Origin of the sequence: Amycolatopsis sp. NPDC049253 (assembly GCF_040678995.1) — a bacterium.
In the GTDB taxonomy this organism is placed as follows: Bacteria; Actinomycetota; Actinomycetes; order Mycobacteriales; family Pseudonocardiaceae; genus Amycolatopsis.
In genome coordinates, this window is the sequence record NZ_JBFAQX010000027.1 from 57,218 (window position 1) to 84,085 (window position 26,868).

The following is a 26,868-nucleotide window of genomic DNA, read 5'->3' on the forward strand; positions in this document are numbered from 1 at the left end:
CCCTACGAACGGTCGGCGGCGCTCAGCGAGTCGGCGGCGGTCAGGAGGGACGCGCCGAGCACCGACAGCTGGGACATCCGGTGTCCCTCGCGCCACGCTTCCGGTGTGGTGACGAGAAAGCTGAGCGTGCCGACCATCATCGCCGCGGCGCCGAGGGGGCCGGCGGCCGACGCCCGGGGCGCGAGCGGCTTCACCGCGATGAGGGAGCCAGCAGGATCTGCGTGGTCCCGATGACGCGGCCGAGGGTGCGGGCGCCCCATTTCCTGCGCGGCCACGAGGTGAGCGGGCTGGCGGTGACCAGGGGCTCCGCGTTCTCGACCTCGTAGTCCTGGAACTTCAGCACCCCCACCCACACGAAGCACGTCGTCAGCCCGTACCGCATCACCGGCAGCGCGGCGGCGGCCAGGGCGCCCGGGACGCTCGTCACCGCACGGCCTGCACCGCGCTCGCGATGATCCGCAGCACGTCGTCGGGGTGGGAGACCATCGCGACGTGGTTGGTCGCGACCTCGACGGTCGTGGCCTTCATGCGTGCGGCGAACAGGCGCTGGGCCTCGGGCGGGATCGCCTGGTCGCCGTCGGCCACCAGGAACCACGCCGGGTGCGCCTTCCAGGCCGGAACGCCCATCACCTCGTCGAGGGCCGACAAGGCCAGCGGCTGCTGCACGGCGTGCATCACGCGCGCCTTGACCGGGTCGACGTCGGCGGCGAAGTGGTTCACGAAGTCGTCCTCGGGCAGCCACGCGAAGCCCTGCTTGTCCACGTCGAGGTGCGCCAGCGCCGGGGTCACCGGCCCCTGTGCCAGCAGCTTGCCGATCGTCTCGCCTTCGTCCAGGCCGAACGCCGCGACGTAGACCAGGCCGACGACGTTCGGCGCGTCCGTGCCCAGGGCGGTGACGATCTGACCGCCGTACGAGTGCCCGGCGACGATCGTCGGGCCGTCCTGGCGGGCCAGCACCTGGCGCAGCCGGGCGACGTCGGCGGCCAGCGAGGTCTCCGGGAACTGCGGAGCGGTGACGCGGTAGCCGTCGGCCTGCAGGCGCTCGATCACCGCGCTCCAGCACGAGCCGTCGGCCCACGCGCCGTGGACGAGGACGATGTTCGGTCGCTGAGCCATGTCGGTTCCTCCCCGGGCTGCCGTTTCAGAGCCCTTGGAGACTGGCGTGGCGGGCGCCGTCGGCTCATCACCCCTGACGAGTGAACCCTCGCGCGGGCCGAGCCACGCGGCCAGCACGTGGGCCACGACCACCGCGACGATCACCAGCGGCATCACGGCCAGCCCGTCGGAGGAGAGCAGGAGCGTGGCGAGCAGGACCGACGTGAGCGGCAGCCGCAGCATGACGACGCACATCGCGCCGATCCCCATCGCCACCCCGGCGACGAGCGGGAGACCCGGCAGGTGCGACAGCGCGATGCCGCCGGCGGCGCCGAGGAACATCGACGGGAAGACGGGCCCGCCGCGGAACGCCGACAGCGTCACGCCGTACGCGAGTCCCTTGCAGGCCAGCAGGAGCAGCAGCGTCGGGACCGAGTACGCCGCGCTGTTCTCCAGGAGTGCCGGCAGCGCCGTCTCGCCGGAGAACAGGACGTCCGACAGGCTTCCGCCCGCGGCGGTGTAGGCGATCGCGAGCCCGGCGACCACGAGGCCCGCCGCGGGAGTCAGCAGCAGGACGTGGTTTTCGACGCGCGAGTGCAGCAGCAGCGACAGCCGGCGGATGCCCGTCCCCAGCACCGCCGCGGCCGCGCCGATGCCGAGCGCCCAGCCGAACTGCGCGAGGTCGGGGTGGGTGAACGGCGGCAGCTCGGGCAACGCCAGCGACGCCGCGCCCAGGCCCGTCAGCGAGTCGAGGCCGATGAACAGCAACGTGCCGATCCCGGCGGCCAGCAGCCCCGGCAGCAGCACCAGCCCCATCGTCGCGCCGGCCAGCCCGGACGCCTCCATCAGCAGGAACGCGCCCAGGATCGGCGACCCCAGCAGCGCGCTGATGGCGGCGAAGCTCCCGGTCGCCGCCACCACGGCACCGACCTGCTTCGGCGCGTGCGGGCGCGCGAGCCGGATCGCGCACACCCCGAGCCCGGCACCGAGCGCGATCAGCGGCGCCTCGGGCCCGAGCACGGCCCCCAGCCCGAGCGTCGCCAGCGCGGCGAGCAGCACGCCCGGCAGCTGACGCGGCGTGGGCTGGTGGCCCGGCGTGAATCCCTGGACGGGCGGATGGCCGCCCCCGCCGGGCAGGTACCGCACCGCGACGGCGACCACCACGCCACACAGAACCAGCGGCGGCACCGGCCACCACAACGGCGGCCCGGCGAACCCGAGCGCGCGCGGCAGATCGGTGTAAACCCAGCTCTGCAGCGCGCCGACCAGCTGGAGGAAGAAGTACGCCGCCGCGGAGATGGGCACCCCGATGATCGCGGCGAGCAGAAGCAGGCGCAGGTAGGCAGGTGAGCGGAGCCGTGCCGCGGGGCCCTGCTGGCCCGGCTGGTTCGGCTGGCCCGGCTGCGCCTGCTGGCCTGGCCCGTCCGCGGTACCGCCGGCCGGCGCAGGCGTGGCCGTCTCCGCCATGCTCCGCCCTCCTCGCTGTCGGCCCTGCCGAGTCGGCGCCACTCGGGCCGACTGGGGACGACGGTGCTCGCCGCCGGTCCGCGAAGCATCGCCCGTCCCAGGTGAGCCGGATCGGGTCTCGCCGCGCCCACCCCAGGTCAGGCCGAGGCCGACGCCCGTGAGATTGCCGCGCGGTGGTCGGGACGGCCGCCGAAACCTCCCCGGACACCGCAGGCCGACGCCGCGACAGACATCCCGCGCGCCGAGCTGCGAATGCCAGGAGCCCGCGGCAAGCCGGCCCGCGCCGCAGGGAGATGTCTCCCGGTTCGGGCCCAGGTCGGCCGGGACCGACGGCGGCAAGCTGCATGACGGAGGTGATCGGCCTGCCGGCCGCCGAAAACTTCCCCGGACACCGCAGGCCGACGCCGCGACACGCGTCCCGCGCGCCGAGCTGCGAACGCCGGGTACCTCGTCCGCGCCGGCCCCAGGTCAGGCCGGAGAACGACGCCCGCGAAGCTGCGTCGGGGCGATGACCGGCCAGGACGGCCGCCGGAAACTACCCGGCGTTCTCGCGCTGAGCCGTGCTGAAGCGGCGCTGGTAGGCGGCCGGGCTGATCGACAGCTTGCGCGCGAACACGCGGCGCAGGGCTTCGTAGCTGGGGAACCCGGCGAGCGTCGCCGCCTGGGTCGCCGTGTGGCCTTGGTCGAGCAGGGCGCGGGCCAGGTCGAAGCGGATGTTCTCGACGTAGCGGGCCGGGGTGGTGCTCAGCTCGTCGTGGAAGAGGCGCGTGAGCTGGCGGGTGCTGACGTTCAGGTGCTTGGCGAGGTCGCCGAGCGAGTGCCGGGCGCCGGGGTTCGCCGTGACCAGGTCGGTGATCGTGCGCAGGGCCGGGGAGCGCGGCGGCGGGCCCTGCAACGGGGCGGAGAACTGCGACTGCCCGCCCGAGCGCTGCAGGTACACGACCAGGGAGCGGGCGACGTCGCGCGTCAAGTCGGGGCCGTGGTCCTCCTCGACGAGGGCGAGGGCCAGGTCGATGCCGGCCGTCACCCCCGCGGAGGTGTAAGTGGTGCCATCGCGGACGTAGATGGCGTCGGGCTCGACGCGGCACGTCGGGCAGCGGGCAGCGAGCTCGTGGGCGACCTTCCAGTGCGTGGTCGCGCGCTTGCCGTCGAGCAGGCCGGCGGCGGCGAGGACGAACGCGCCCGTGCAGATCGAGGCGACGCGGCGGGCCGCGGCGGCCGGCACGCGGGCGGCCTCCGCCAGGTCGCACGGCACGGGCATGCGCGGGTACCGGTCGGACCCCGCCACGAGGTAGGTGTCCGGCGCGGGCTCGGAGCGCACGGAGCCCTCGACCGTGACCTTGAACCCGAGGTTCGACACCACGTCCTCGCCCGTCGGCGAGACGAGCACGATCCGGTAGTGGGCACCGAAGCGATTGGCTTCCTTGAACACTTCCGCCGGACCCGCGACGTCCAGCAGGGTCACCCCGTCGAAGACCAGGATCGCCACGACGCGCGCGGGGGAGCCCGGCCGGGCGGTCGTGGAGGCGGAAAACGGGCGCACAGGGCATTGGTAGCACACCGTCACCACGAAAGTGAGCCGGGCGAGTTTCATTACACTGCTTGACCGTAACGTAACCACGGGCTACGTTCCCTCATCACGGGCCCGGCCGAGAACGGGTCCGGCACGGGCTGCATGCCCTCTGGCAACGAAGCCACAGGAAGGTGAGTCGAACCATGGTGGAGACGTACGTGCTGGTTCCGGGCGCGTGGCACGGTGCGTGGTCGTGGCGGCCGGTCGCGCAGCGGTTGCGCGCCGCGGGGCACAACGTGGTCGCGCTGACACTGCCGGGCCTCGCGGACGGCGACGATCCCCGTCGTTTCACGCTCGAGGACACAGTGGACTTCCTCGTCGGTTTCCTCGACGCGCACGACCTGACCGACGTCACGCTGGTCGCCCACAGCTGGGGCGGATACCCGGTTTTCGGTGCGGCCCACCGGGTTCCGCACCGGGTGCGCCGCCTCGTTTTCCACAGCGCGTTCGTGCCGGAGAAGGGCGTGCCGCTCGTGGACGACGTCCCACCGGGGCACGCCGCGCTCTTCCGGCAGCTCGCGCAGGAGTCGGGCGACCGTTCCGTGGTCCTCCCCTACCCGGTGTGGCAGAGCGCCTTCGCCCAGGACACGCCCGAACCGGCGCGGAAACTGATCTACGAACTGCTCGTGCCCCAGCCGATGTGCTTCTTCGAACAGCCCCTGCACGCCCCCGCGCTGCCGACACTCGGCCTGCCGGTCAGCTATCTGGCCGGTGAATGCGACCTGGCCATGCCGCCGGGCGACTACGCGTGGTGCCCGCGGTTCCCCGCCCGGCTCGGGGTCGAGCCGATCACCGTTCCGGGTGACCACGAGGCATTCCTGACCCGGCCCGACGCGTTCGTGTCGGCGCTCCTGCACTCGCACACCGTCGACGGCTGAAACGCGCGTCCCGATCTGAGTGGTTCCTGGCCGGACAAAGGCGGCACGGCGGGCGCCGAGATCGGCACCATGGAAACGGACACAATCCGCCGAGAAAAGAACGGAAGCGCAGCAGTCATGTCAGAGATCATCGCGGGTGTGGAGGTCCCCGAGACGGCGGCCGTCGCCGAGGCGTCGCGTCTCATCCAGGAAACGACCAACCCCCTCATCTACCACCACTCCCGCCGGGTGTACTTCTTCAGCCAGTTCCACGCGCAGCGGCTCGGGGTGAAACCCGATCCGGAACTGCTCTACCTGGCCGCGATGTTCCACGACACCGGGCTCATCACGCCGTTTTCCGACGTGGAGCAGCGGTTCGAGGTCGACGGAGCCGACCACGGGCGCAAGTTCCTGCTGGACCGGGGTTTCTCGGCCGCGGCCGCGGACACCGTGTGGACCGCCATCGCCCTGCACACCACGCCGGGAATCCCCGGCCGCATGGGCCCGGAAATCGCCACGACCCACCTCGGCGTGCTGACCGACGTACTCGGTTTCGGTTTCGACGGTCTGGACCTCGCCCAGGTCGAGGAAATCCTCGCGTTCCACCCGCGCGGCGATTTCAAGAACGATTTCCTGCGCACCTTCGTCGACGCGCTGAAGCACCGCCCGGAGACCACCAACGGGACGGTGAACTCCGACATCCTGGAGCACTTCATCCCCGATTTCCGCCGCACGACCACCGTCGAGCGCATCACCGGCTCGCCCTGGTCGAGCTGACCCGGCCACCGCGATGGGCGACCGATACAGCCTGAGCCGGGGCGCCTCCTTCGCCCTGCTCGTGATCGCCAACGTGCTGCTGATGGCGTCGACGAGCGCCCCCTCGCCGATCTACCCGGTGTACCTGCAGCGGTGGGGCTTTTCGGTGACGATCCTGACGGTCGTTTTCGCCGTGTACGTGGCCGGGCTGGTCGGTGCGCTGCTGACGGTCGGTTCGCTGAGCGACCACGTCGGGCGCCGGCCGGTGCTGGTCGCGGCACTCCTGGTGGCCGCGGCCGGCACGGCGATCTTCTGGGCGGCGGGCGGGGTGGGCGCGCTCGTGACCGCCCGGATCGTGCAGGGCCTGGCCACCGGGATGGCGACGGGCGCGCTGGCCGCCGGGCTGGTCGAGCTCTCCCCCGCGGATCGCCCGCACCGCGGCCCGATGATGACCGCGGTGGGGACGAGCTTCGGGCTCGCCGCCGGTGGCGGGGTGACGGGTCTGCTCGTGCAGGCCGGCCCGTACCCCGACGCGGCGGTCTTCCCGGTGCTCACCGTGGCGTTCATGGTCGTCGCCGCGCTGGTCTTCGCCATCCCCGAGACGGCGAGCCCACGGCCTGGCGTGCTCACGTCGCTGCGCCCTCGCGTCCGCGTGCCGCGCGAGACGCGCCGGGCGTTCCTCGGCGCGGTGCCCGCCATCGTCGCGGGGTGGGCGCTGACCGGGCTGTTCCTCGCGCTCGCCCCGTCGCTGGTGGCCGACGTCCTGCACGTGCGGTTCGGTGCCGCGGGCGGCCTCGCCATCGCGGTGCTGTTCCTCGCCAACAGCGCGGGCGGGCTGTGGGCGGCACGGCACACGGCGCGGATCGCGACCCTGATGGGCGCGGTCCTGCTGGTCGCGGGCGCGGCGGTGCTGGCGGGTGCCCTGGGTTTCGGCTCCGCGGCCGGCTTCCTCGGCGGGTCGGTGATCGCCGGCCTGGGCGTCGGCTTGACCTTCACCGGGACGCTGCGCGGCATCAGCGCGGCCACCACCACGAAGACGCGGTCGGAAGTGTTCTCCGCCGCCTACGTCGTCAGCTACGCGGCGCTCAGCCTGCCGTCGCTGGCGGCCGGGCTGGTGGCGCCGTCGTGGGGACTGGAGACGACGGGCTACGTGTACCTCGCGTTCGTCGGGGTGCTGTCCGTGAGCGCCGCCGTGCAGTCCTCTTCGGCCCGCCGCGTCACCGAACTCGTCGCATCCCGACACCACTGAGTGACTGTCCTGAAAGGACCCGACATGCAAGCCATCACCGCACAGGACCCCAGCGCCGGCGTCGGCGGCCTCAAGCTCGCCGAAGTGCCCCACCCGCACGCCGCCGAGAACGACGTCATCGTGCGCGTCCACGCCGCCGGCTTCACCCCGGGCGAGCTCGAGTGGCCCGGCACGTGGACCGACCGCGCCGGCCGCGACCGCACGCCCAGCGTGCCCGGGCACGAGCTGTCCGGCGTCGTCGCCGAGTTGGGCTACGGCACCACCGGCCTGAGCGTCGGGCAGCGCGTGTTCGGCCTCACCGACTGGCTGCGCGACGGTTCTCTCGCCGAGTACACGGCCGTCGAGGCCCGCAACCTCGCGCCGCTCGCCGCCGACATCGACCACACCGTCGCCGCCGCATTGCCGATCTCGGGGCTGACGGCGTGGCAGGCCCTGTTCGACCACGCTTCGCTGTCCGCCGGCCAGACCGTGCTGATCCACGGCGCCGCCGGCGGTGTCGGGTCCATCGCCGTGCAGCTCGCCCACGAGGCCGGAGCCCAGGTGATCGGCACCGGCCGCCCCGCCGACCGCGACTTCGTGCTCGGCCTCGGCGCGCACTCCTTTGTGGACACCGATTCCTTCGAGTCCGCCGGCCCGGCCGACGTGATCCTCGACGTCATCGGCGGCGAGGTGCTCGAACGCTCGACGAAGCTGGTGCGCCCCGGCGGCACCGTCGTGACCATCGCCGCCCCGCCCGAGGTCCAGCCGGCCGACGGGCGCGCCGTTTTCTTCGTGGTGGAACCGGATCGTGTGCGCCTGGCGGACCTGGCGCGGCGCGTCCGCGACGGACGGCTCAAGCCGATCGTCAGCGGCGTGCGCCCACTCGCCGAGACGGCGGACGCGTTCGCGAGGCGCCGGCGGACGCCGGGCAAGACGATCATCCAGGTGGCGGAGTGATCAACCCGCGTGTCGCCGGCGGCCTGCTGCTCACCGCGGCCGCGGCCGCCGGCTGCTCGTCCACGGCGGAGTCCCGGCCCGCCGCGCCCCTGGCGCGCACGCCGCGACGCGCACACCGAGGCCCGGCACGAGAAAAGCGCAAGGCTCGGAACGAACGGAACGCGGCCGACTGCCCGTACCCCGACTGCGAGGTCCACGGTCCGCTTCGCGATCGGTGATCAAGCGGTGAGGTTGTCCAGCATCAAGGACAGGGTGAACTCGAACCGCTCGTGCCCCGATCCGGACGTCAGCTCGGCCGCGTGCCGGCGGGTGTGGGGGAAGCGGTCGGCCGGCAGAGCGCCCAGTCGTTCGACGAGGGCGTCCCGGCTGAGGACCCAATCGTCGTCCTCGTCGGTGCGGCGCTGGTGGACCAGCGAGCGCTCCCAGGCGTACGCGGTGACGTACAGCGTGAGCGAGTCCAGGGCCCACGCGGCGGTCTGCGCGGGGACGCCGCCGGCCAGCAGGAGGGCCAGGATGCCCTCGCTGACGCGCAGGGTTTCCGCGTGGGTCGGGACCAGGGCGAGCGCGGCGCGGGAGACGCCGGGGTACTTGAGGTACTGGTCGCGCATCTGGGCGTAGACGTCGTGGATCTGCTGCCGCCACCGCGCGGGGTCCGGCTCGGGCAACGAGATCTCCGAGCAGAGCCGGCCGATGAGCAGGTCGTCGAGGTCGGTTTTCGTGGTGATGTGGGCGTAGAGCGACGACGGGCCTGTGCCCAGCACGGCCGTGACGCGGCGGATGGTCAGCGCGTCGTAGCCCTCGGTGGCGACGACCTGCAGGGCGGCGTCCGTGATGCGCTCGGCGGTGATGGGCGGCTTCCGGGCAGCGGACGACTGAGCACGGCGGGAGGCGGCGGGCATGGGCGCCACCCTACCTTGACACGAACTTAGTTCGTCATCTAGAACTTAGTTCGTGTCTACTGAACTTAGTTCGTCAGCCGCGCCCGGAACGGCGTCGCTCCCCCTCCGTCAGGCCTGGCTGGTGCTGGTCGTCGTGGTCGTCGCCGAGCTCATGGACCTCGTCGACACGAGCGTCGCCAACCTGGCCGGGCCGTCGATCCGCGCCGACCTCGGCGGTGGGCCGATGACGCTGCAGTGGGTGCTCTCGGCCTACACCGCGGCGTTCGCGCTCGGCCTGATCACCTCGGGCCGCCTCGGTGACCTGCTCGGCCGCCGACGGCTGTTCCTACTGGGCCTGGCCGGCTTCACCGTCGCGTCGCTGGCCTGCGGCCTCGCGCCCGGCGCCGGGTTCCTCATCGCCGCCCGCGTGGTCCAGGGCCTGTTCGGCTCCGTGATGATCCCGCAGGGCCTGGCGCTGGTGAAGATCGTCTTCCCGCCCGAGCACCTGCGCAAGGCGCTCATGCCGTTCGGCCCGATCATGGGCCTGTCCACGGTCGCCGGCCCGGTCGTGGCCGGCTGGCTGCTGCACCTGGACCTCTTCGGCAGTGAGTGGCGCTCGATCTTCCTCGTCAACGTCCCGTTCGGCGTCCTCGCCGGCGCGCTCGCCTGGCGGGTCCTGCCCCGCCACAGCGGCGAAGACCGCACCGCGCGCCTCGACCTGCGTGGCATCGGCCTGCTCACCGCCGGTTCGGCGCTGCTGATCGTGCCGCTCATCCAGGGCCGCGACCTCGGCTGGCCCGCCTGGACATACGTGATGATCGCCGCCGGGCTGGTGGCGTTCGGGCTCTTCGTCGCGTCCGAGCGCCGCAGCGCGCACCCGGTCATCACGCCGTCGTTGTTCCGCAAACGCAGCTTCGTGGTGGGCCTGCTGATCGTCGGCGGGTTCTACGCCGCGCTCGGCGCGTTCGTCCTGGTGCTCAACCTGCTGCTGCAGTCCGGCCTCGGCTGGTCGCCGCTGCAGACGGGCTTCGCCCTCATCCCGTGGGCGGTCGGCACCGCGGTCGCGACGTTGCTGTCCGGTGCCGTCCTCGCCGGGAAGCTCGGGCGAGCGAACCTCCACGCCGGACTGGCCATCACGGTCGCCGGCCTGCTCGGGCTCGGGTGGTCGATCGCCCATTGGAGCGCCGCCATCACCGTGGGGCAGCTGGCCCCGGCGCTGCTCGTGACCGGACTCGGTTGCGGGCTGCTGTTCGTGCCGCTGTTCGACTTCGTCCTCGGCGACGCCACCACCGAGGAGGTCGGCGCGGGCGCCGGCGTGCTCAACGCCGCCCAGCAGTTCGCCAACGCCCTCGGTGTCGCCGCGCTCGGCACCGTCTTCTTCGCCCGCGTCGGGCAGCCTTCGACGGCGTCGTACCTCTTCGCGGCAGAGCTGGTGTTCGGCCTCTGCGCCGGTGTTTTCGTGCTGACGCTGCTGCTGGTCCGGTTCCTGCCCAAGCACGCCCAGCGGTGAAGCTCAGTCACCCAGGCCGTAGCGGCGGATCCGTTTGTACAGGGTGCCGCGCGCCATGCCGAGCCGGTGCGCCGCCGCGGTCTTGTTGCCGCGGCAGGCGATGAGGACCTCACGGATGATCTCGGCTTCCGCGTTCTGGAGTGGATTTTCGTGCTCCGACACCGAAACCGCGCTGAAAATCAGGACACAGCCGTCCTCGAACCGGCCCGGGGTGACGGGGCGGACGGTGGCGACGCGGCCGTCGGCGAGAGGCAGGTGTGTGGCCGAGGGGCCGGCTTCGCGCAGCATCGACCACAGTGTCGCGCGGTCGGGCAGGGTCGCGATCGGGCCGCCGTCGCTGATCATGATCTCGCCGTCGAGCGTGAGCACGGTGGTGCCGGGCAGGGAACGGAACGTCATGTGCGCGTCGACGAGCCGGCGCTGCCGGGGCGTGGCCGCGTCACGAAGCGCCGAACGTAGGCGCTCGGCGAAGGCGACGACGGCGGCCATCACGAAACGGTTGGTGTGCTCGGCGCGGCAGCACACGTTGACCGAGCCGAGCAGCAGCCGCGTGGTCGGGTCGACGATCGGCGCGGTCGCGCAGGTGTAGGGGTGCCACGCCTGCTTGTAGTGCTCGGCACCGACCACCATCGACGCGGAGCGCACCGCCATCGAGAGCCCGACCCCGCAGGTGCCGACGCCGTCCTCGACGTAGCGGTGCCCGGGCTCGACCTCCACCTGCTGCAGGTCACGGCGCAACGCGGGATCGGATTCCCAGCGCCAGGTCAGCGTGCCGCGCGGGTCGACCAGCGCGACCGACGCGGCGTCGCCCACGAGCAGATCGGCCGTGCCGGGGATGACGCGGCTGCCGACCGCGACCAGCAGGGTTTCGGGGTCGAACTCGGCGGGCGCGAGGTCGAGCCGCTCGGGATCGACGCCGGACTGCCGCGAGCGCACCCACGACTCCTCGATCTCCGGCCGGGCCGCCCCGCGGCGATCGGCCTCGAGGAACTGCTGCCAGACGTCCGGGGCGGGCACGGGCGGCTCCTCTCCTGGCGTCGTCGCCGGGAAACCCGAGTGTGCAGGATCGGCCGAGCGCGCGGCCAGCCCCCGATCGGGCGGGGTGTTCATCTTTTGAACGGTTCCGCGTCGAGCCCGGTGTGGCGCGCCGCACCGGCGTTACCGTCGATCACCCGGCCGGCGAAGTCAAGGAGGACTCATGCGTTTCGGCGTCTTCATGGCCCCGTTCCACGCCTCACCGATCAAGAGCCCGGTGGCGGCCCTGGCTCGCGACATCGAGACGATCAAGCTGCTCGACCGGCTGGGCTACGACGAGGCGTGGATCGGCGAGCACCACTCCTGCGGCGTCGAGCTCATCGCGAGCCCGGAGATCTTCATCGCCCACGTCGCGGCGCAGACGAAGACGATCAAGCTCGGCACCGGCGTGCTCTCGCTGCCCTACCACAACCCGTTGTGGGTGGCCGACCGCGCGATCTTGCTCGACCACCTCACGCGCGGCCGGTTCATGCTCGGCCTCGGCCCGGGCTCCCTGCCCACCGACGCGTCCATGATCGGCCTCGACCCCCTCAGCCAGCGCGGCGCGCTGGAGGAGGACACCGACGTGCTGATGCAGCTGCTCAACGGCGCCGAACCCGTCACGGTCAAGACCGACCGCTACCAGCTGCGCGACGCGCTGTGCCAGCTGCGGCCCTTCACCCAGGGCGGGCTGGAGGTCGGCGTCGCCGCGATCGCGTCGCCGTCGGGGCCGCGCATCGCCGGCAAGCACGGCCTCAGCCTCCTGTCGATCGGCGCGACGCTGACCGGCGACCTCGACCTGCTGGCCCAGCACTGGGACGTCGCGGAGGAACGCGCCACGCAGTTCGGCACCGCGATGAACCGCGACGGCTGGCGCCTCGTCGGGCCGATGCACCTGGCCGAAACTAAGGAACAGGCCTACGCCGAGGTCGAACACGGCCTGGACGACTGGTGCGACTACCTGCAGCACGTCGCCGCCGTCCCCCACTTCGAACCCGGCGGCGCGACGTTCACCGAGCGCGTCGACTGGATCAACGCCAGCGGCATCGGCGTGATCGGCACCCCGGAGGACGCGATCCGCCAGATCGGCACCCTCGAGGCTCAGTCGAAGGGCGGCTTCGGCTCGTACCTGATGATGGCGCACGAGTGGGCGAACCCGGCCGCCACGGCGCGGCACTACGAGCTGTTCGCCGAAGCCGTCGCCCCGCACTTCCAGCAGCGACTCGACCGCCTTGCCGCCACAGAGTCGCAGGCGAAGAAGCTGCGGGCCGAGCTGCACAGCCGGCAGGGCCAGGCGCTGGAGGAGGCGAAGGCCCGGCACGAGGCGGAGAAGTCCGCCTGATCGGCGCACCCACGGCGGCACCGGTTCGGGTGCCGCCGGGGGCGTCTCCCGTTGCTCAGGCGGGCATCGCGCGCGCGTGGGCGGCTCGCAGCTCGGCGAGCTTCCCAGCCGGCGGCGGGGTTCCGACCATCGAGATGTCGCGGACGTCGGGGCCCTGATTCGCGGCCGAGCGACGGGGTTTCGACACCTGCGCGGTCGAGCAGAACCATCGCCGTGGCGAGGAAGCCTTCTACCATCGACCGCAGGATCAGGTGGCTCGAGCGCTGGTGGCGGTCGACGAGGGCCGCGTGAGCGTGCGCGGCGCTCGGCGATCGCTTTCGCCGGAAAACGAAGCGACAGCCCGCCCGCGCGTGAATACCTTCGGGCGCATGCACACCACGTCCCTCACCTGGCGGCCGCTCACCCACGACGACGCCCAGGCGGCGGCCGATCTGCTCAACGCGATGGAGACCGTCGACCGGATCGGCGAGAACTACACCGCGCAGGACACCCTCCAGGAACTGGTCGACCCGTACGCGGATCTGGCGCGCGCCAGCCTCGCGGTCTTCGACGGTGACGTGATGGTCGGCTACATGAAGATCCGCTACAAGCGGTTCGCGGAAGAGGTCCACCGCGTGTTCCTCGACGGCGGCGTGCACCCGGGCCACCGGCGCCGCGGAATCGGCACCGTGCTCGTCGAAGCCGGGGTGGCGGCGGCGAACACGCTGCACGCGCTGCACCACCCGCGGCTGCGGCTCGCGATCGACGTCCACAAGGCCGGGCACATCGCCGGGCTGGCCGAGCTCCTGGCCCCGCGCGGCTTCGCGCCCGTCCGCCACTTCCAGCACCTGGAGCACCCGCTCGGCGCCGCGCTCCCCGAGCCGGTGATCCCCGGCGGGCTGAGGATCGAGCGGTGGTCGGAGGACAACGACGAGGACTTCCGCGTGACGCGCAACAAGGCGTACGCGGACAGCTGGGGCTCGGCGCCGTCGCCGGTGGACAACTGGAAGAACAAGATCGCCAACCACACCCTGCGCCCGGAAGCCAGTTTCCTGCTCCGCGACGCGGCGGACGGCACCGCGGTGGGAGTGCTCGTGGCCAACCACTGGGAAGCCGACGCGGCAGTCACCGGTGTGCGCGACGTGCACTTCATGGTCGTCGGCACGATCCCCGCCTACCGCAACCGCGGCGCCGCCGGGGCGCTGATCGGACACGCGCTGCGGGCGGCCGCCGAGCACGGCTTCGACCGGGCGAGCGTGAACGCGGACTCGGCGAGCCCCGCGGGCGCGTCCGGGATCTTCACGGAAGCGGGATTCACGTCGAAGCGGCGTTATGTCCGCTGGGCACTCGAAGCCTGACTCGAAGCCTGAGGAGCGGGGCAAGCTCACCTCCCGCAGATGAGGCCGTTCGCGACCCGCGCCCAGATGCTCGCCATGAGGGACGCGACGCAGAACGGAGGCAGACTCATGACGATCGGACCCATCCAGCTCCTCGTACTGGGATTTCCGGACCCGGACTTCCACGGCGCGATCATCGCCGAGCTCGAGCGCCTGAGGGAGAGCGGCACCGTCAACGTGGTCGACGCGCTGGCCGTGCACAAGGATTCCGACGGCGGGATCGAGGTCGCCCACCTGAGCAACCTCAGTGACGAAGAAGCGATCGAGCTCGGCAGCAAGGTCGGCGCGCTGATCGGGCTCGGGATCGACGGCGAAGAAGGCATGGCCGCCGGCGCGCTCGAAGGTGCCGAGGAGGCCGCGGAAGGCGTCGGAGTGTTCTCCGACGAAGACGCCTGGGACGTCCTCGCGGAGATCCCCGACGGGTCCGCCGCCGCGCTCGTGCTGCTGGAACACCGCTGGGCCATCCCCCTGCGCGACGCCATCGCGGAGGCGGGCGGGTTCCGCATCTCCGACGGCTTCATCAGCCCGCTCGACCTGGTCGCCATCGGCCTCGTCACGGCGGAGGAAGCGAACCAGCTGCACGCCTTCGAGACAGCCACCCCCAGCCGCACCTGACACAGGAGGCAGACCATGTTCGGATCCCGCAGGATCGCCCGCCGCACCTCGCGGCGCACCGCCCGGCGCGTCGTCCGGCGCCGGCGCTGAATCACCCGGCGCCGCGTCGACCGGGAACGCCCGCGCGGCAACGACACCGGCCGAGCCCGGCGGCCGGCTCGGCACCGTCCGATGTGGACTTCCCGAGGCGGTCACGCAACCACGGTCAGCACATCGTGATCGTGCCGCCTGCGGCTCCCCGGAGGTGACGGACAGGCGGGAGCTGATCGACGAGGCGGCCACCTCGAGCCACCGCCTGTCCGAACCCCAGGGAAGCCGGCGCGGTCCGCGGACGCGCTGCCGCCGGCGTCGCCGATCAGCGCGCCGGCCCCGTCCGCCTAGGCCAACGCCCATGCCGGGAACGCGGCCACGCCGGACGCCGCCGGCTCACAGCGCGGCGATCGTGGCGTCGACCACCCGCAGCGCCCGCTCGCGCCCGCCGGGAAGCCGGGACAGCACGCGCAACCCCACCACCGTGGTCAGCAACATGCTCGCCACCGCCCGGGAATCGCGGCCGGGCGCGAGCTCACCCGCCTGCTGCCCCTCTTCCACGACGGAGCGAAACGCCTCTTCGTCGTGGTCGAACATCCACGCGACCGAGCCCGCCGCGGCGGCGTCTCCGCCGCCCAGCTCGGCGGCCGTGTTCACCGCCAGGCAGCCCCGGCGATCCGGATCCGCCAGGTCCATCTCGACGAGCTCGCGCAACGCCCGCCGCAGCCGCTCCTTCACCGGCCCGGGTTCCCCGAGCGCGTCGACGAGCCGCTGCGCCTGCCGGTCCCGGTAGCGCCGCAGTGCCCGCTCGAACACGCCGTGCTTGCTGCCGAACGCGTGGTACAGGCTGCCTTTGCCGATCCCCAGTGCGTCGACGAGGTCCTGCGGTGTCGTGGCCGCGTAGCCCTGCCGCCAGAACACCTGCATCGCCTGCTCGACGGCGACGTCCGGATCGAACTGCCGCACTCTCCCCATGTCCGCGACCGTAGCCAATTGTGTACCTTCAGGTCAACAAATGGCTGCCGGCGCTCTACACTGGGCCGATGCCGGACAACGACCGTCCCGCGTGCGTCGAGGACGTGCACGAGCTCGCGCTCGCGATGCCGCACGTCAGGATCTGGCCGGGGTCCGAAGACAAGCCCGTGTACCAGGTCGGCGGCAAGTCGTTCGTCTTCTTCCGCAACCCGCGACCGGACGCCTTCGACCCGGACACCGGTGAGCGCTACCCCGACGTGATCGTCTTCTGGGTCCCGTCGGAAGCCGACAAAGAGGCGCTCGTGCAGGACGAGGCGACGCCGTTTTTCACCACCCCGCACTTCCGCGGGCACCTTTCGGTGCTGGCGCGGGCGTGCCGCCTCGGCGAGCTCAGCCGCGGCGAACTGGCGGAAGTAGTGCAGGAGGCGTGGCTCTCGCGCGCCTCCGCCCGTCGCGCGGCCGCGTGGCTCGCCGAACACCCACCGCCGACCGGGTGACGAACGACGCCGGGGAGACCCAGTCGTGACCGAGCCGAGGCTTGACCGAGTGACTGTTATCGCTAACACTATGCGCCGGAAAGAGTGACGCGGACCACCCGGACGGGAAAGGCGGTGACGAAGTGTCAGCAGGACCCGCCGGAGATCGGCAGGCCAGCCTCACGGACGTGGCCGGGCTCGCGGGCGTCTCCCACATGACCGTCTCGCGGGTGATCAACGGCACCGGCCCGGTCCGTCCCGAGACCCGGGCGCGGGTGCTGGCGGCGGTGGAAGAGCTGGGTTACCGGCCCAACACCGCGGCTCGCGCGCTCGTCACGGGCCGTTCCGGCACGCTCGGCGTCGTCGCGCTCGAGTCCAATCTGTACGGACCCGCGAGCACCCTGCACGGCATCGAGAACGCCGCCCGGGAAGCCGGCTACGCCATCACGATCTCGAGCGTGAGCCGCCCGGGCCGGTCGTCCATCGCGGACGCGGTGGAGAGCCTGCGGCGCCAGGCGGTGGAGGGGATCGTCGTGATCGCCCCGCACGTCACGGCCGGGCGGGCGCTGGCGGGAGTGCCTTCGGCGGTCCCGGTGGTCGCCGTCGGCGGCGGTGAGGGCGCGCCGGTTCCGGTGATCTCCGTGGACCAGTACGACGGCGCCCGCCGCGTGACCGAGCACCTGCTCGCGCTCGGGCACCGCACGGTGTGGCACGTCGCGGGGCCGGAGGACTGGCTGGAGGCGCTCGAGCGCGAGCGCGGCTGGCGCGAGACGCTGGAGCGCCACGGCGCCGAAGTGCCGCCCGTCATCCGCGGCGACTGGAGCCCGGCCTCCGGCTACGCCGCCGGGCGGACCCTGGCCAAGAAGGTGCCCACCGGGAACGGCGGCCTGGACGCGGTGTTCGCCGCCAACGACCAGATGGCGCTCGGGCTGCTGCGCGCGTTCACCGAGGCCGGCATCGGCGTGCCGGCGGACGTGCACGTGGCCGGCTTCGACGACGTCCCCGAGGCCGCGTACTTCACGCCACCACTGACCACGGTGCGCCAGGACTTCATCGAAGTCGGCCGGCGCACGTTCGGGCTGCTGACCGAGCGGATGGGCGGCGGCGACCAGCACGCGCGCCACCTGGTCGAGCCCGAGCTGATCGTCCGGGAGAGCACCGGACCACGCTGAGCGCGGTCCCCACCGAAGGAGAACCCCCGTGTCCCCGCACTCTCCGAATGTTAGCGCTAACATTCACGAACCCCTCGTGGTCGGCGTCGACTTCGGCACGCTTTCGGGCCGCGCCGTCGTGGTGCGGGTGTCCGACGGCGCCGAGCTGGGCACCGCCGTGTCCGAGTACCCGCACGGCGTCGTCGACCGGACGCTGCCCGCGACCGGCGAGGCGCTGCCGCCGGACTGGGCGCTGCAGGTCCCCTCGGACTACATCGGGGTGCTGCGCACCGCCGTCCCCGCGGCGCTGCGCGACGCCGGCGCCGATCCCGCCGACGTCGTGGGCCTCGGCACCGATTTCACCGCGTGCACGGTGGTTCCGACCACTGTGGACGGAACGCCGCTGTGCGAGCTGCCGGAGTTCGAGCGCGAACCGCACGCGTACGTGAAGCTGTGGCGCCACCACGCCGCGCAGCCGCAGGCCGACCGGATCACCGAGCTCGCGCGCACCCGTGACGAGAAGTGGCTGCCCCGCTACGGCGGGCGGATCTCGTCGGAATGGGAGTTCGCCAAGGCGCTGCAGGTGTGCGAGGAGGCACCGGCCGTCTACGCGGCGACGGCGCACTGGGTCGAGCTGGCCGACTGGATCGTCTGGCGGCTGACCGGCCACTACGTCCGCAACGCCTGCACCGCCGGGTACAAGGGCATCCTGCAGGACGGCGAGTACCCGGGCGCCGATTTCCTGCGCGAGCTGAACCCCGCGTTCGCGGACTTCGTGGCGGACAAGCTCGACCGGCCGCTCGGCCGCCTCGGCGACCGCGCCGGCTCGCTCACGGCCGAAGCGGCGGCGTGGACCGGGCTGCCGGAAGGCATCGCCGTCGCGGTCGGCAACGTCGACGCGCACGTGACCGCGCCCGCCGCGCAGGCCGTCGAACCCGGCCGGATGGTCGCGATCATGGGGACCTCGACGTGTCACGTGCTCAACGCCGAGGAGCTGCGTGAGGTCCCGGGCATGTGCGGCGTCGTCGACGGCGGGATCGTGCCCGGGCTGTGGGGCTACGAGGCCGGGCAGAGCGGGGTCGGCGACATCTTCGGCTGGTTCGTCGAGCACGGCGTGCCGCCCGGCTACCACGAGGATGCTCGGCGAGCGGGCGTCTCGCTCCACGAGCACCTCACGACGCTGGCCGCCGGCCAGGAAATCGGCGCGCACGGGCTGCTCGCGCTCGACTGGCACAGCGGCAACCGTTCGGTGCTGGTGGACCACGAGCTGTCCGGCGTCGTCGTCGGCCAGACGCTGGCCACCCGCGCCGAGGACACCTACCGGGCGCTGCTGGAGGCGACGGCGTTCGGCACCCGCACGATCATCGAAGCCTTCCGGGACTCAGGGGTGCCGGTCACCGACCTGGTCGTGGCCGGCGGGCTCGTCCGCAACGAATTCCTGATGCAGCTCTACGCCGACGTGGTGAACCTGCCCCTGTCGGTGATCGGATCCGCGCAGGGGCCGGCGCTCGGCTCGGCCATCCACGCCGCCGTCGCGGCCGGTGCTCACCCGGACATCACCGCGGCTGCCGGCGCGATGGGCTCGGTCCAGCGCGACGTGTACCGGCCGGTGCCCGCGCACGCCCTCGCCTACGACGAGCTCTACGCCGACTACCGCGAGCTGCACGACCACTTCGGCCGCGGCGGCAGCGACGTGCTGCACCGCCTCGCGGCCCGCCGCCACGCCACCGCCACCGCCGGCGAAAGGACAGTCCTGACATGTCGCTGACCGACGAGCTGCTCGGCACCGTGGCCGAACTGCGCCGCACCGTCGCGGACCTGCACGGCGAGCTCACCCGCAACGAGCTGGTCGCCTGGACCGCGGGCAACGTCTCGGCGCGGGTGCCCGGGCGTGAGCTGATGGTGATCAAGCCGTCCGGGGTGTCCTACGACGAGCTGTCCGCCGACACCATGGTCGTCACCGACCTGTACGGGCGGCTGCGCGACGGCGACCTCACGCCCTCGTCCGACACGGCCGCCCACGCCTACGTCTACCGGCACCTGCCCGATGTCGGCGGTATCGTGCACACGCACTCCACGTACGCCACCGCGTGGGCCGCGCGCGGCGAGCCCATCCCGTGCGTGCTCACGATGATCGCCGACGAGTTCGGCGGGGAGATCCCGGTCGGGCCGTTCGCGCTGATCGGCGACGACTCCATCGGCCGCGGCATCGTCGAGACGCTGCGGGCCAGCCGCTCCCCCGCCGTTCTGATGCGCAACCACGGCCCGTTCACCGTCGGGCGCACCGCCCGCGAGGCGGTGAAAGCGGCGGTGCTCGTGGAGGACGTGGCCCGGACCGTCCACAAGGCCTTCGAGCTCGGCGCGCCCACACCGTTGCCGGCCGAGGACGTCGACCGGCTCTACGCGCGCTACCAGAACGTCTACGGCCAGCGCTGAGCCCGGCCGGCGCACACGACGAGGAGACACATGGCTTCGCAGAACAAACCCCAGGTCTGGTTCCTCACCGGGAGCCAGGCGCTCTACGGCGAGGACACGCTGGCGCAGGTCGCCGGCCAGTCGCTGGAGATCCAGCGGCTGCTGGCCTCGACGGGACGGCTTTCGGCCGAGCTCGTCGGGAAACCGGTGCTGACCGAGGCCGCCGCGATCCGCCGGCTGCTGCTCGAGGCCAACGCCGACGCCTCCTGTGTCGGGGTGATCGCGTGGATGCACACCTTCTCGCCGGCGAAGATGTGGATCGGCGGGCTCGACGCGTTGCGGAAACCGTTGCTGCACCTGCACACCCAGCTCAACGAAGCCCTGCCGTGGCGCAGCATCGACATGGACTTCATGAACCTCAACCAGGCCGCGCACGGAGACCGCGAGTTCGGCCACGTGCTGACCCGGCTTTCCGTGCCGCGCAAGACCGTCGCCGGGCACGCGGGCGACCCGGTGGTCGTGGCGCGGATCGACGCGTGGGCGCGGGCCGCGATCGGCGCGGACCACCTGCGCGAGCTGCGGCTGGCGCGCTTCGGCGACAACATGCGCGACGTCGCCGTGACCGAAGGGGACAAGGTCGAGGCCGAGCTGCGGTTCGGTGTGTCGGTCAACACCTACGGCGTGAACGACCTCGTCGAGCTCGTCGACAGCGCGTCCGAACAGGACACCGGTGACCTGGTCGCCGAGTACGCGTCGGCCTACGACCTGGCGCCGGAGCTCGCCGAAGCCGGCGCCCGCCACGAATCCCTGCGGTACGCGGCGAAAGTCGAGCTGGGGCTGCGGCGGTTCCTCACCGAGGGCGGCTTCGGCGCGTTCACCACCAACTTCGAAGACCTCGGCGGCCTGCGGCAGCTACCGGGGCTGGCCGTGCAGCGGCTGATGGCCGACGGCTACGGCTTCGGCGGCGAAGGCGACTGGAAGACCTCGGCCCTGCTCGCCGCGGTGAAGGCGATGGGGGCCGGCACCGACCGCGGCACGTCGTTCATGGAGGACTACACCTACCACTTCGGGCCGGGCGAGCCGAAGATCCTCGGCGCGCACATGCTCGAGGTCTGCCCGAGCATCGCCGCCGCCCGCCCGTCGTGCGAGATCCACCCGCTCGGCATCGGCGGCCGCGAGGACCCGGTGCGGCTCGTGTTCGACGCCGCCCCCGGCCCCGGCGTGGTGCTCGGCCTGGCCGACCTCGGCGACCGGTTCCGCCTGGTGGCCAACGAGATCGAGGTCGTCCCGCCCGACGAGCCCCTGCCCAGCCTGCCGGTCGCGCGCGCGGTCTGGCAGCCGGCGCCGTCGCTCGCCACGTCGGCCGAGTCGTGGATCACCGCCGGTGCGCCGCACCACACCGTGCTGACCCAGGCGGTGCCGGTCGAGACACTTCGCGACTTCGCCGACCTGCTCGGCGTCGAGCTCCTCACCATCGACGCCGGCACCACCACCTCCGGGTTCGCCGACCGGATCCGCTGGAACCAGGCCTACCACCGGCTCGCCCAGGGCTTCTGAAAGGAGCACGAACAATGAAGTTCATCCGAGGAATCCGAGGGGTCACCGTCGCGGCGCTGGCTTTGACGCTGGCCGCCTGCGGTTCGAGCGTCAAGACGGCCGACCAGCAGCCGGCCGCCGGCTCGTCGGCCGGCGCGCTGATCGGCGTCACCATGCCGACCAAGTCGTCGGAACGGTGGATCCACGACGGCGACAACATCAAGGCAGCGCTGGAGAAGCTCGGCTACAAGGTCGACCTGCAGTACGCCGAGAACGACATCCCCACGCAGGTCAACCAGATCGAGAACCAGATCACCAAGGGCGCCAAGCTGCTGGTGATCGCCTCCATCGACGGCACCGCGATCACCACCCAGCTGCAGGAAGCGGCCGACCACAAGATCCCGGTGATCGCCTACGACCGCCTCCTGCTCAACAGCCCGAACGTCGACTACTACGCGACCTTCGACAACTACAAGGTCGGCGTGGAGCAGGCGACCTCGCTGGTGAAGGGCCTCGGCACCGGACCCGGCCCGTTCAACATCGAGCTGTTCGGCGGCTCGCCCGACGACAACAACTCGACGTACTTCTTCAACGGTGCCATGTCCGTGCTCAAGCCCCTCATCGACAGCGGCAAGCTCGTGGTGAAGAGCGGCCAGACGACGTTCGCGCCGACCGCGATCCTTCGCTGGGACCCGGCCACCGCGCAGCGGCGCATGGAGGACCTGCTCACCAAGACCTACGGCGGCGGCGCGAAGGTCGACGGGGTGCTCTCGCCGTACGACGGCCTGTCCATCGGCATCCTCTCGGCGCTCAAGAGCAACGGCTACGGCACCGCCGGCCAGCCCTACCCGGTGGTGACCGGCCAGGACGCGGAGGTCGCGTCGGTCAAGTCGATCATCGCCGGCGAGCAGTACTCGACGGTGTTCAAGGACACCCGCAAGCTCGCCGACGTCACCGTGAAGATGGCCGACACCGTGCTCAAGGGCGGCAAGGCGGAGGTCAACAACACCACGGATTACAACAACGGCAAGAAGGTCGTGCCCTCCTACCTGTTGCAGCCGGTGGTCGTGGACAAGACCAACTACCAGAAGGAGCTGCTCGACTCCGGCTACTACACGGCGGGGCAGCTGAAGTGACGGAACTGCTCGGCATGCGCGGGATCACGAAGACCTTCCCCGGGGTCACCGCGCTCGCCGACGTCACCCTTTCCGTGCGCCGCGGGGAGATCCACGCGATCTGCGGGGAGAACGGCGCCGGGAAGTCGACCCTGATGAAGGTGCTCTCCGGGGTGCACCCGCACGGCAGCTACGCCGGGGAGATCCGGTTCGACGACGAGGTGTGCGAGTTCGGCTCGGTGCGCGACAGCGAACGCCGGGGCATCGTGATCATCCACCAGGAGCTGGCGTTGTGCGGGCAGCTCTCGATCGCGGAGAACATCTTCCTCGGCAACGAGCGGGCCCGGCGCGGGTTCATCGACTGGAACCGCACCAACCACGAGGCCGGCGAGCTGCTGCGGCGCGTCGGCCTCGCGGAGAACCCGGTCACGCCGGTGCGCGACCTCGGCGTCGGCAAGCAGCAGCTCGTGGAGATCGCGAAGGCGCTGTCGAAGCAGGTGCGGCTGCTCATCCTCGACGAGCCGACCGCCGCGCTCAACGACGACGACTCCGCGCACCTGCTCGACCTGCTGCGCGGGCTGCGCGACGAGGGCGTGACGTCGGTGATCATCTCCCACAAGCTCGGCGAGGTGATCGCGATCGCCGACACCGTCACGATCCTGCGCGACGGCCGGACGATCGAGACCCTCGACGCGACCGGGCTCACCGAGGAGCGGCTGATCACCGGCATGGTCGGGCGCGATCTGGAGCACCGCTTCCCGCCTCGGGAGCCCGACATCGGCGACGAGGTGCTGCGGATCGAGGACTGGACCGTGCACAGCCCCACCCAGCCGGGCCGGGTCGTGGTCGACCACGCCAACCTGACGCTGCGGCGCGGGGAGGTGGTCGGCCTGGCCGGGCTGATGGGCGCGGGCCGGACCGAGCTGGCGATGAGCGTGTTCGGGCACTCCTACGGCACCGGCATCTCCGGCCGGCTGGTCAAGGACGGCGTGCCGATCGACGTCCGCTCGGTCCGCGACGCCGTGCGCCACGGCATCGCCTACGCCACCGAAGACCGCAAGCGCTACGGGCTCAACCTCATCGAAGACGTGCAGCGCAACGTCTCGGCCGCGGGACTCGGGAAGCTGGCGCGCCGCGGCTGGGTCAACGAGCACGCCGAGCACGACACCGCCGCGCGGTTCCGCCGGGACCTGCGGATCAAGGCGCCGACCGTGCGCAGCGTGACCGGGAAGCTCTCGGGCGGCAACCAGCAGAAAGTCGTGCTGGCCAAGTGGATCTTCACGGATCCGGACGTGCTGATCCTCGACGAGCCGACCCGCGGCATCGACGTCGGCGCGAAGTTCGAGATCTACTCGATCATCAACTCCCTTGCCGCGCAAGGGAAGGCGGTGCTGGTCATCAGCTCCGAGCTCCCGGAGCTGCTCGGGCTGTGCGACCGGATCTACGCGCTGTCCGCGGGCCGGGTGACCGGCGAGGTCGCCCGCGAGGACGCCACCCAGGAACTGCTGATGCAGTACATGACGAAGGAACGCCCATGACCACAACGGACACGGCCCGGCCCGCCGCGCCCCCGACCGCAACCCCGGGCAGGCGGATCTCGATCAACCCGCGCCAGAGCGGGATCTACGTCGCCTTCGCGCTGATCGTGGTGTTGTTCGAGGTGCTCACCGGCGGCGCGCTGCTCGAGCCGCAGAACATCTCGAACATCATCGTGCAGAACTCCTACGTGCTGATCCTGGCGATCGGCATGATCCTGGTGATCATCTCCGGTCACATCGACCTCTCGGCCGGTTCGGTGGTCGCGATGACCGGCGCCGTCTCCGCGGTGCTCATGGTGAACCTGCACGTGCCGTGGCCGCTGGCGGTGCTCATCACCCTGGTGACGGGCGCGGTGATCGGCGCGTGGCAGGGGTACTGGGTCGCCTACTTCGGCATCCCGGCCTTCATCGTGACGCTGGCGGGGATGCTGGCGTTCCGCGCGCTGACGCTGACCGTGCTGGGCAACCAGGGCATCGGCCCGTTCCCCGACGCGATCCGCACGCTGTCCAACGGCTTCACCGACGGCTACCTCGGCAACATCGGCCTCGGCCCGCTCGGCGGCGCCGACCTGGTCAGCCTGATCGTCGGCGTGCTCACCGTCGCCGCGATCGCGATCACCCAGCAGCGCAAGCGCTCCGCGCGGCTCGGGTACGGGCAGGACGTGGACCCGTACCCGGTGTTCGTCGCGAAGGTCGCCGGCGCCGCCATCCTGGTGCTCGCGGTGGTCGTGCAGCTCGCGCGGTTCAAGAACCTGCCGTGGGTGCTGATCCTGCTGGCGGTGCTGGTGGTCGGGTACTCGCTCGTCGCCGGCCGTTCGGTGTTCGGCCGCCACATCTACGCGGTCGGGGGCAACCTCCAGGCCGCGACGCTGTCGGGCGTCAAGGTCAAGTCGGTGGCGTTCTGGATCTTCGTGAACATGGGCGTGCTGGCCGCGCTCGCCGGGATCATCTTCGCCGGCCGGCTCAACCAGGCCGGCCCGACGGCCGGCGTGAACTTCGAGCTCGACGCGATCGCCGCGGCGTTCATCGGCGGCGCCGCCGTGCAGGGCGGCGTGGGGAAGGTCGTCGGCGCGATCACCGGCGGGCTGATCATGGCGGTGATCAACAACGGCATGTCCCTGATCGGCGCTCCGAGCGAGCGCGTGATGCTGGTCAAGGGCGTGGTCCTGCTCGCGGCGGTCGCGTACGACATCTGGACGAAGCGTCGCGGCACGGCTTAGGGCGGCCCGGGCCGTGACGGGGGTCTTCTAAGGCCGGCGGAAGATCGTGATCGAGTGGCCGACCTCGTCGATCGTGGTGCTGGTGTCCAGCAAGGACTTCAGGTGGGCGTCGGCCTTGGCGACGGAGGAGTCGGAGACGACGAGGAGGCCGTGGACCTGGTCCGGGGGAACCCGGAGCGGGTCGGCGGCCTCGATGCCGTAACTGGCGGGGACGCCGCTGCCCTTGTACACCAGCCAGACGTGCTCGCCCGGGTAGGTCGTGTGGAGGCGGCCGGCGAGGCGGCCGAGGTCCTGGCCCCAGTCGACGTTCGAGTCGTGCAGGCGCAGGTGGGTCCGCGCCGGGCCGCCGAAGGCCTCGTTGGAGTAGGGCAGGTAGTACGGGAACGTCAGCAGCGAGCTGACGGCCGTGAACACGACCAGGGCCGCCGCCGTGAGGTGGGCCCAGCGGCGGCGCAGGAGGACGAGGCCGGCTGCCGCGACGGCGAGGAACATCGGGAGGAAAACCGTGTACCGGACGCCGAAGTCGCGGCTGCCGGTCATCGCGGCGGCCAGCAGCACCGCGGACGGAACGAGGAGGTAGGGCGCCGCGGGGCGCAGCCGGGGAATCGCGAGCAGCGCGACGATGCCGGCCAGCCAGAGCGCCAGTGTGCCGAGCGGGGTCTTCACCAGGATCGCGGCCGGGAGGTAGTACCAGAGGGAACCGAAGTACAAGCGGCCGAACAGGAAGCCGCTCCACACCTGGTCTTCGAAGCCGAACTGGAGGTGCATGCCGTCGCGGTACGGCGCGGGTACCGGCAGCCAGTCGGCGAGCGCGCGCAGGCCGTGCAGGGTCGGCAGACCCGGTGGTGCCTGCCAGCGCAAGCGAGGATCGACGGCGAGGTAGGCGGCCCAGACGACGGCGACGGCGATCAGCCCCACGCCGACGACCGCCGCGACAAGCTCGAGGGCGGTCCGTTTCGCGCCCGCGCCGGAGCCGCGGCGGAAGTGCCATACGGACAACGCGGCCAGGAGCAGCACCACCGGAACCGCGGGCAGAGCGCTCATCTTCGTGGCGATCGCGGCGCCGAGCGCGAGTCCCGCCAGGGGGAGGTACCGCGCGGGCCGGAGCCGGGCCCGCCACACCAGCCAGGCCGACGTCAGCAGGAACCCGGCCATCGGCACGTCGAGTGTGGCCAGCGAGCCGTACGCGATGACGTCGGGCGAGAAGGCGTACAGCGCGAGCGCCATCAGCCCGCCGACCGGGCCGGCCAGGTCGCGCGCGAACGCGAAGACGACCAGCCCGAACAGCAGCGTCAGCACGATCATCGGCAGCCGCGCCAGGAGCATCAGGTGGCCCGGGTCGCCGCCCGACTCGTACAGCACGCGCCGGCCTAGCTGCGTTTCGTCGCCGGCGAAGGCGGGGTCGATGTGCACGTCGGCGAAGGCCAGGCCGGACGCGATGATCAGCTTGCCCAGCGGCGGGTGCTCCGGGTTGTACCGCAGGCTGTGCTGGTCGAGGTAGACGACGGCCGTGCCGACGTAGACCGGCTCGTCGATCGTCGGGGTCTGCTCGACGGCCGTGGTGACCATCGCGAACGCCATCTGGGCGAGCAGCGCGAACCCGACGAGGGCGAACGCCCACCGGCGATGCCGCCGCAGCCGCTCGAAGCGGCCCGCCGGGGCCTTGGCCGGATCCGGTTCCGCCGGGGTCGCCGCATCCGAGCTCGACAGCTGGCTCGTAGGCGGCGACAACCCGGAGTTCCTT

Annotated in this window: 25 protein-coding genes and 1 pseudogene; 16 read left to right on the top strand and 10 right to left on the bottom strand. The window is 71.8% G+C overall.

Annotation, left to right across the window (positions count from 1 at the left end):
- Positions 1–2: 2 nt before the first annotated feature.
- The 4 genes from AB0K15_RS37990 to AB0K15_RS38005 all read right to left on the bottom strand — a co-directional run bounded on the left by AB0K15_RS37990 (position 3) and on the right by AB0K15_RS38005 (position 4,105).
- Positions 3–194 (bottom strand): DUF417 family protein, encoded by a 192-nt coding sequence (locus tag AB0K15_RS37990; protein ID WP_364062150.1) that lies wholly within the window; start codon positions 192–194, stop codon positions 3–5.
- Complete coding sequence (locus AB0K15_RS37995; protein ID WP_364062153.1) at positions 191–427, bottom strand: DUF417 family protein; 237 nt, start codon at positions 425–427, stop codon at positions 191–193. Before AB0K15_RS37995 ends, AB0K15_RS37990 begins: the two co-directional genes overlap by 4 nt.
- Positions 424–2,562, bottom strand: a complete 2,139-nt coding sequence (locus tag AB0K15_RS38000; protein ID WP_364062156.1) for an alpha/beta fold hydrolase — start codon at positions 2,560–2,562, stop codon at positions 424–426. Before AB0K15_RS38000 ends, AB0K15_RS37995 begins: the two co-directional genes overlap by 4 nt.
- A gap of 535 nt (positions 2,563–3,097) precedes the next feature.
- On the bottom strand, positions 3,098–4,105 hold the full coding sequence (locus AB0K15_RS38005; protein WP_364062159.1) for a GlxA family transcriptional regulator: 1,008 nt from the start codon (positions 4,103–4,105) through the stop codon (positions 3,098–3,100).
- Between the two features lie 173 nt (positions 4,106–4,278).
- On the opposite strand from AB0K15_RS38005, the gene AB0K15_RS38010 reads away from it, so the two are divergent.
- From AB0K15_RS38010 to AB0K15_RS38025, 4 genes are all read left to right on the top strand, one after another.
- Entirely contained in the window at positions 4,279–5,013 is a 735-nt protein-coding gene (locus tag AB0K15_RS38010; protein ID WP_364062162.1) for an alpha/beta fold hydrolase, read from the top strand.
- Between the two features lie 117 nt (positions 5,014–5,130).
- Entirely contained in the window at positions 5,131–5,769 is a 639-nt protein-coding gene (locus tag AB0K15_RS38015) for an HD domain-containing protein (protein ID WP_364062165.1), read from the top strand.
- A gap of 13 nt (positions 5,770–5,782) precedes the next feature.
- Entirely contained in the window at positions 5,783–6,997 is a 1,215-nt protein-coding gene (locus AB0K15_RS38020; protein WP_364062168.1) for an MFS transporter, read from the top strand.
- Between the two features lie 24 nt (positions 6,998–7,021).
- Positions 7,022–7,933: an NADP-dependent oxidoreductase gene (locus AB0K15_RS38025; protein ID WP_364062171.1), complete on the top strand. Its 912-nt coding sequence runs from the start codon at positions 7,022–7,024 to the stop codon at positions 7,931–7,933.
- A gap of 218 nt (positions 7,934–8,151) precedes the next feature.
- Here the strand turns inward: AB0K15_RS38025 and AB0K15_RS38030 are convergent, their stop codons facing one another.
- Complete coding sequence (locus tag AB0K15_RS38030) at positions 8,152–8,832, bottom strand: TetR/AcrR family transcriptional regulator (RefSeq protein WP_364062174.1); 681 nt, start codon at positions 8,830–8,832, stop codon at positions 8,152–8,154.
- A gap of 52 nt (positions 8,833–8,884) precedes the next feature.
- Between AB0K15_RS38030 and AB0K15_RS38035 the strand changes: the two genes are divergently transcribed.
- Entirely contained in the window at positions 8,885–10,321 is a 1,437-nt protein-coding gene (locus AB0K15_RS38035; protein WP_364062177.1) for an MFS transporter, read from the top strand.
- 3 nt (positions 10,322–10,324) lie between these two features.
- Here AB0K15_RS38035 and AB0K15_RS38040 read toward each other — a convergent pair whose 3' ends face one another.
- Entirely contained in the window at positions 10,325–11,338 is a 1,014-nt protein-coding gene (locus tag AB0K15_RS38040) for a helix-turn-helix domain-containing protein (protein ID WP_364062180.1), read from the bottom strand.
- A 181-nt stretch (positions 11,339–11,519) separates the two neighbouring features.
- Between AB0K15_RS38040 and AB0K15_RS38045 the strand changes: the two genes are divergently transcribed.
- On the top strand, positions 11,520–12,677 hold the full coding sequence (locus AB0K15_RS38045) for an LLM class flavin-dependent oxidoreductase (RefSeq protein WP_364062183.1): 1,158 nt from the start codon (positions 11,520–11,522) through the stop codon (positions 12,675–12,677).
- 55 nt (positions 12,678–12,732) lie between these two features.
- On the opposite strand, the gene AB0K15_RS38050 is transcribed toward AB0K15_RS38045, so the two are convergent.
- Positions 12,733–12,864 (bottom strand): hypothetical protein, encoded by a 132-nt coding sequence (locus AB0K15_RS38050; protein WP_364062287.1) that lies wholly within the window; start codon positions 12,862–12,864, stop codon positions 12,733–12,735.
- A pseudogene (locus AB0K15_RS38055) lies at positions 12,839–12,913 on the bottom strand (hypothetical protein); the annotation flags it as partial. The pseudogene AB0K15_RS38055 and the gene AB0K15_RS38050, both read right to left, overlap by 26 nt.
- Before the next feature lie 132 nt (positions 12,914–13,045).
- Between AB0K15_RS38055 and AB0K15_RS38060 the strand changes: the two are divergent.
- Both AB0K15_RS38060 and AB0K15_RS38065 read left to right on the top strand, forming a co-directional pair.
- Positions 13,046–14,014 carry a GNAT family N-acetyltransferase gene (locus AB0K15_RS38060; RefSeq protein ID WP_364062186.1) on the top strand — a complete coding sequence of 323 codons (969 nt, stop codon included), beginning with the start codon at positions 13,046–13,048 and terminating at the stop codon, positions 14,012–14,014.
- A gap of 108 nt (positions 14,015–14,122) precedes the next feature.
- Positions 14,123–14,668, top strand: coding sequence for a hypothetical protein (locus AB0K15_RS38065; protein ID WP_364062189.1), 546 nt, complete (start codon positions 14,123–14,125; stop codon positions 14,666–14,668).
- A 426-nt stretch (positions 14,669–15,094) separates the two neighbouring features.
- On the opposite strand, the gene AB0K15_RS38070 is transcribed toward AB0K15_RS38065, so the two are convergent.
- Positions 15,095–15,673, bottom strand: coding sequence for a TetR/AcrR family transcriptional regulator (locus AB0K15_RS38070; RefSeq protein WP_364062192.1), 579 nt, complete (start codon positions 15,671–15,673; stop codon positions 15,095–15,097).
- Between the two features lie 68 nt (positions 15,674–15,741).
- Between AB0K15_RS38070 and AB0K15_RS38075 the strand changes: the two genes are divergently transcribed.
- The 8 genes from AB0K15_RS38075 to mmsB all read left to right on the top strand — a co-directional run bounded on the left by AB0K15_RS38075 (position 15,742) and on the right by mmsB (position 25,124).
- Positions 15,742–16,170 (top strand): MmcQ/YjbR family DNA-binding protein, encoded by a 429-nt coding sequence (locus AB0K15_RS38075; protein WP_364062195.1) that lies wholly within the window; start codon positions 15,742–15,744, stop codon positions 16,168–16,170.
- A 122-nt stretch (positions 16,171–16,292) separates the two neighbouring features.
- Positions 16,293–17,321, top strand: coding sequence for a LacI family DNA-binding transcriptional regulator (locus tag AB0K15_RS38080; protein WP_364062198.1), 1,029 nt, complete (start codon positions 16,293–16,295; stop codon positions 17,319–17,321).
- A 61-nt stretch (positions 17,322–17,382) separates the two neighbouring features.
- Complete coding sequence (gene araB, locus AB0K15_RS38085; protein WP_364062282.1) at positions 17,383–19,068, top strand: ribulokinase; 1,686 nt, start codon at positions 17,383–17,385, stop codon at positions 19,066–19,068.
- Positions 19,059–19,736, top strand: coding sequence for an L-ribulose-5-phosphate 4-epimerase (locus AB0K15_RS38090; protein ID WP_364062201.1), 678 nt, complete (start codon positions 19,059–19,061; stop codon positions 19,734–19,736). The genes araB and AB0K15_RS38090 overlap by 10 nt, the downstream gene beginning before the upstream one ends.
- 30 nt (positions 19,737–19,766) lie before the next feature.
- Positions 19,767–21,272, top strand: coding sequence for an L-arabinose isomerase (araA, locus tag AB0K15_RS38095; RefSeq protein WP_364062204.1), 1,506 nt, complete (start codon positions 19,767–19,769; stop codon positions 21,270–21,272).
- A gap of 14 nt (positions 21,273–21,286) precedes the next feature.
- Positions 21,287–22,387 (top strand): multiple monosaccharide ABC transporter substrate-binding protein, encoded by a 1,101-nt coding sequence (gene chvE / locus AB0K15_RS38100; protein ID WP_364062207.1) that lies wholly within the window; start codon positions 21,287–21,289, stop codon positions 22,385–22,387.
- The gene (gene mmsA, locus AB0K15_RS38105; RefSeq protein WP_364062210.1) at positions 22,384–23,904 is read left to right on the top strand and encodes a multiple monosaccharide ABC transporter ATP-binding protein; all 1,521 of its coding nucleotides are present in this window, start codon (positions 22,384–22,386) and stop codon (positions 23,902–23,904) included. The genes chvE and mmsA overlap by 4 nt, the downstream gene beginning before the upstream one ends.
- Positions 23,901–25,124: a multiple monosaccharide ABC transporter permease gene (mmsB, locus tag AB0K15_RS38110; protein ID WP_364062213.1), complete on the top strand. Its 1,224-nt coding sequence runs from the start codon at positions 23,901–23,903 to the stop codon at positions 25,122–25,124. Before mmsA ends, mmsB begins: the two co-directional genes overlap by 4 nt.
- Positions 25,125–25,151: 27 nt before the next feature.
- Here the strand turns inward: mmsB and AB0K15_RS38115 are convergent, their stop codons facing one another.
- A complete protein-coding gene (locus tag AB0K15_RS38115) occupies positions 25,152–26,855 on the bottom strand; it encodes a phospholipid carrier-dependent glycosyltransferase (RefSeq protein WP_364062216.1) in 1,704 nt (567 codons plus the stop codon).
- Positions 26,856–26,868 lie beyond the last annotated feature (13 nt).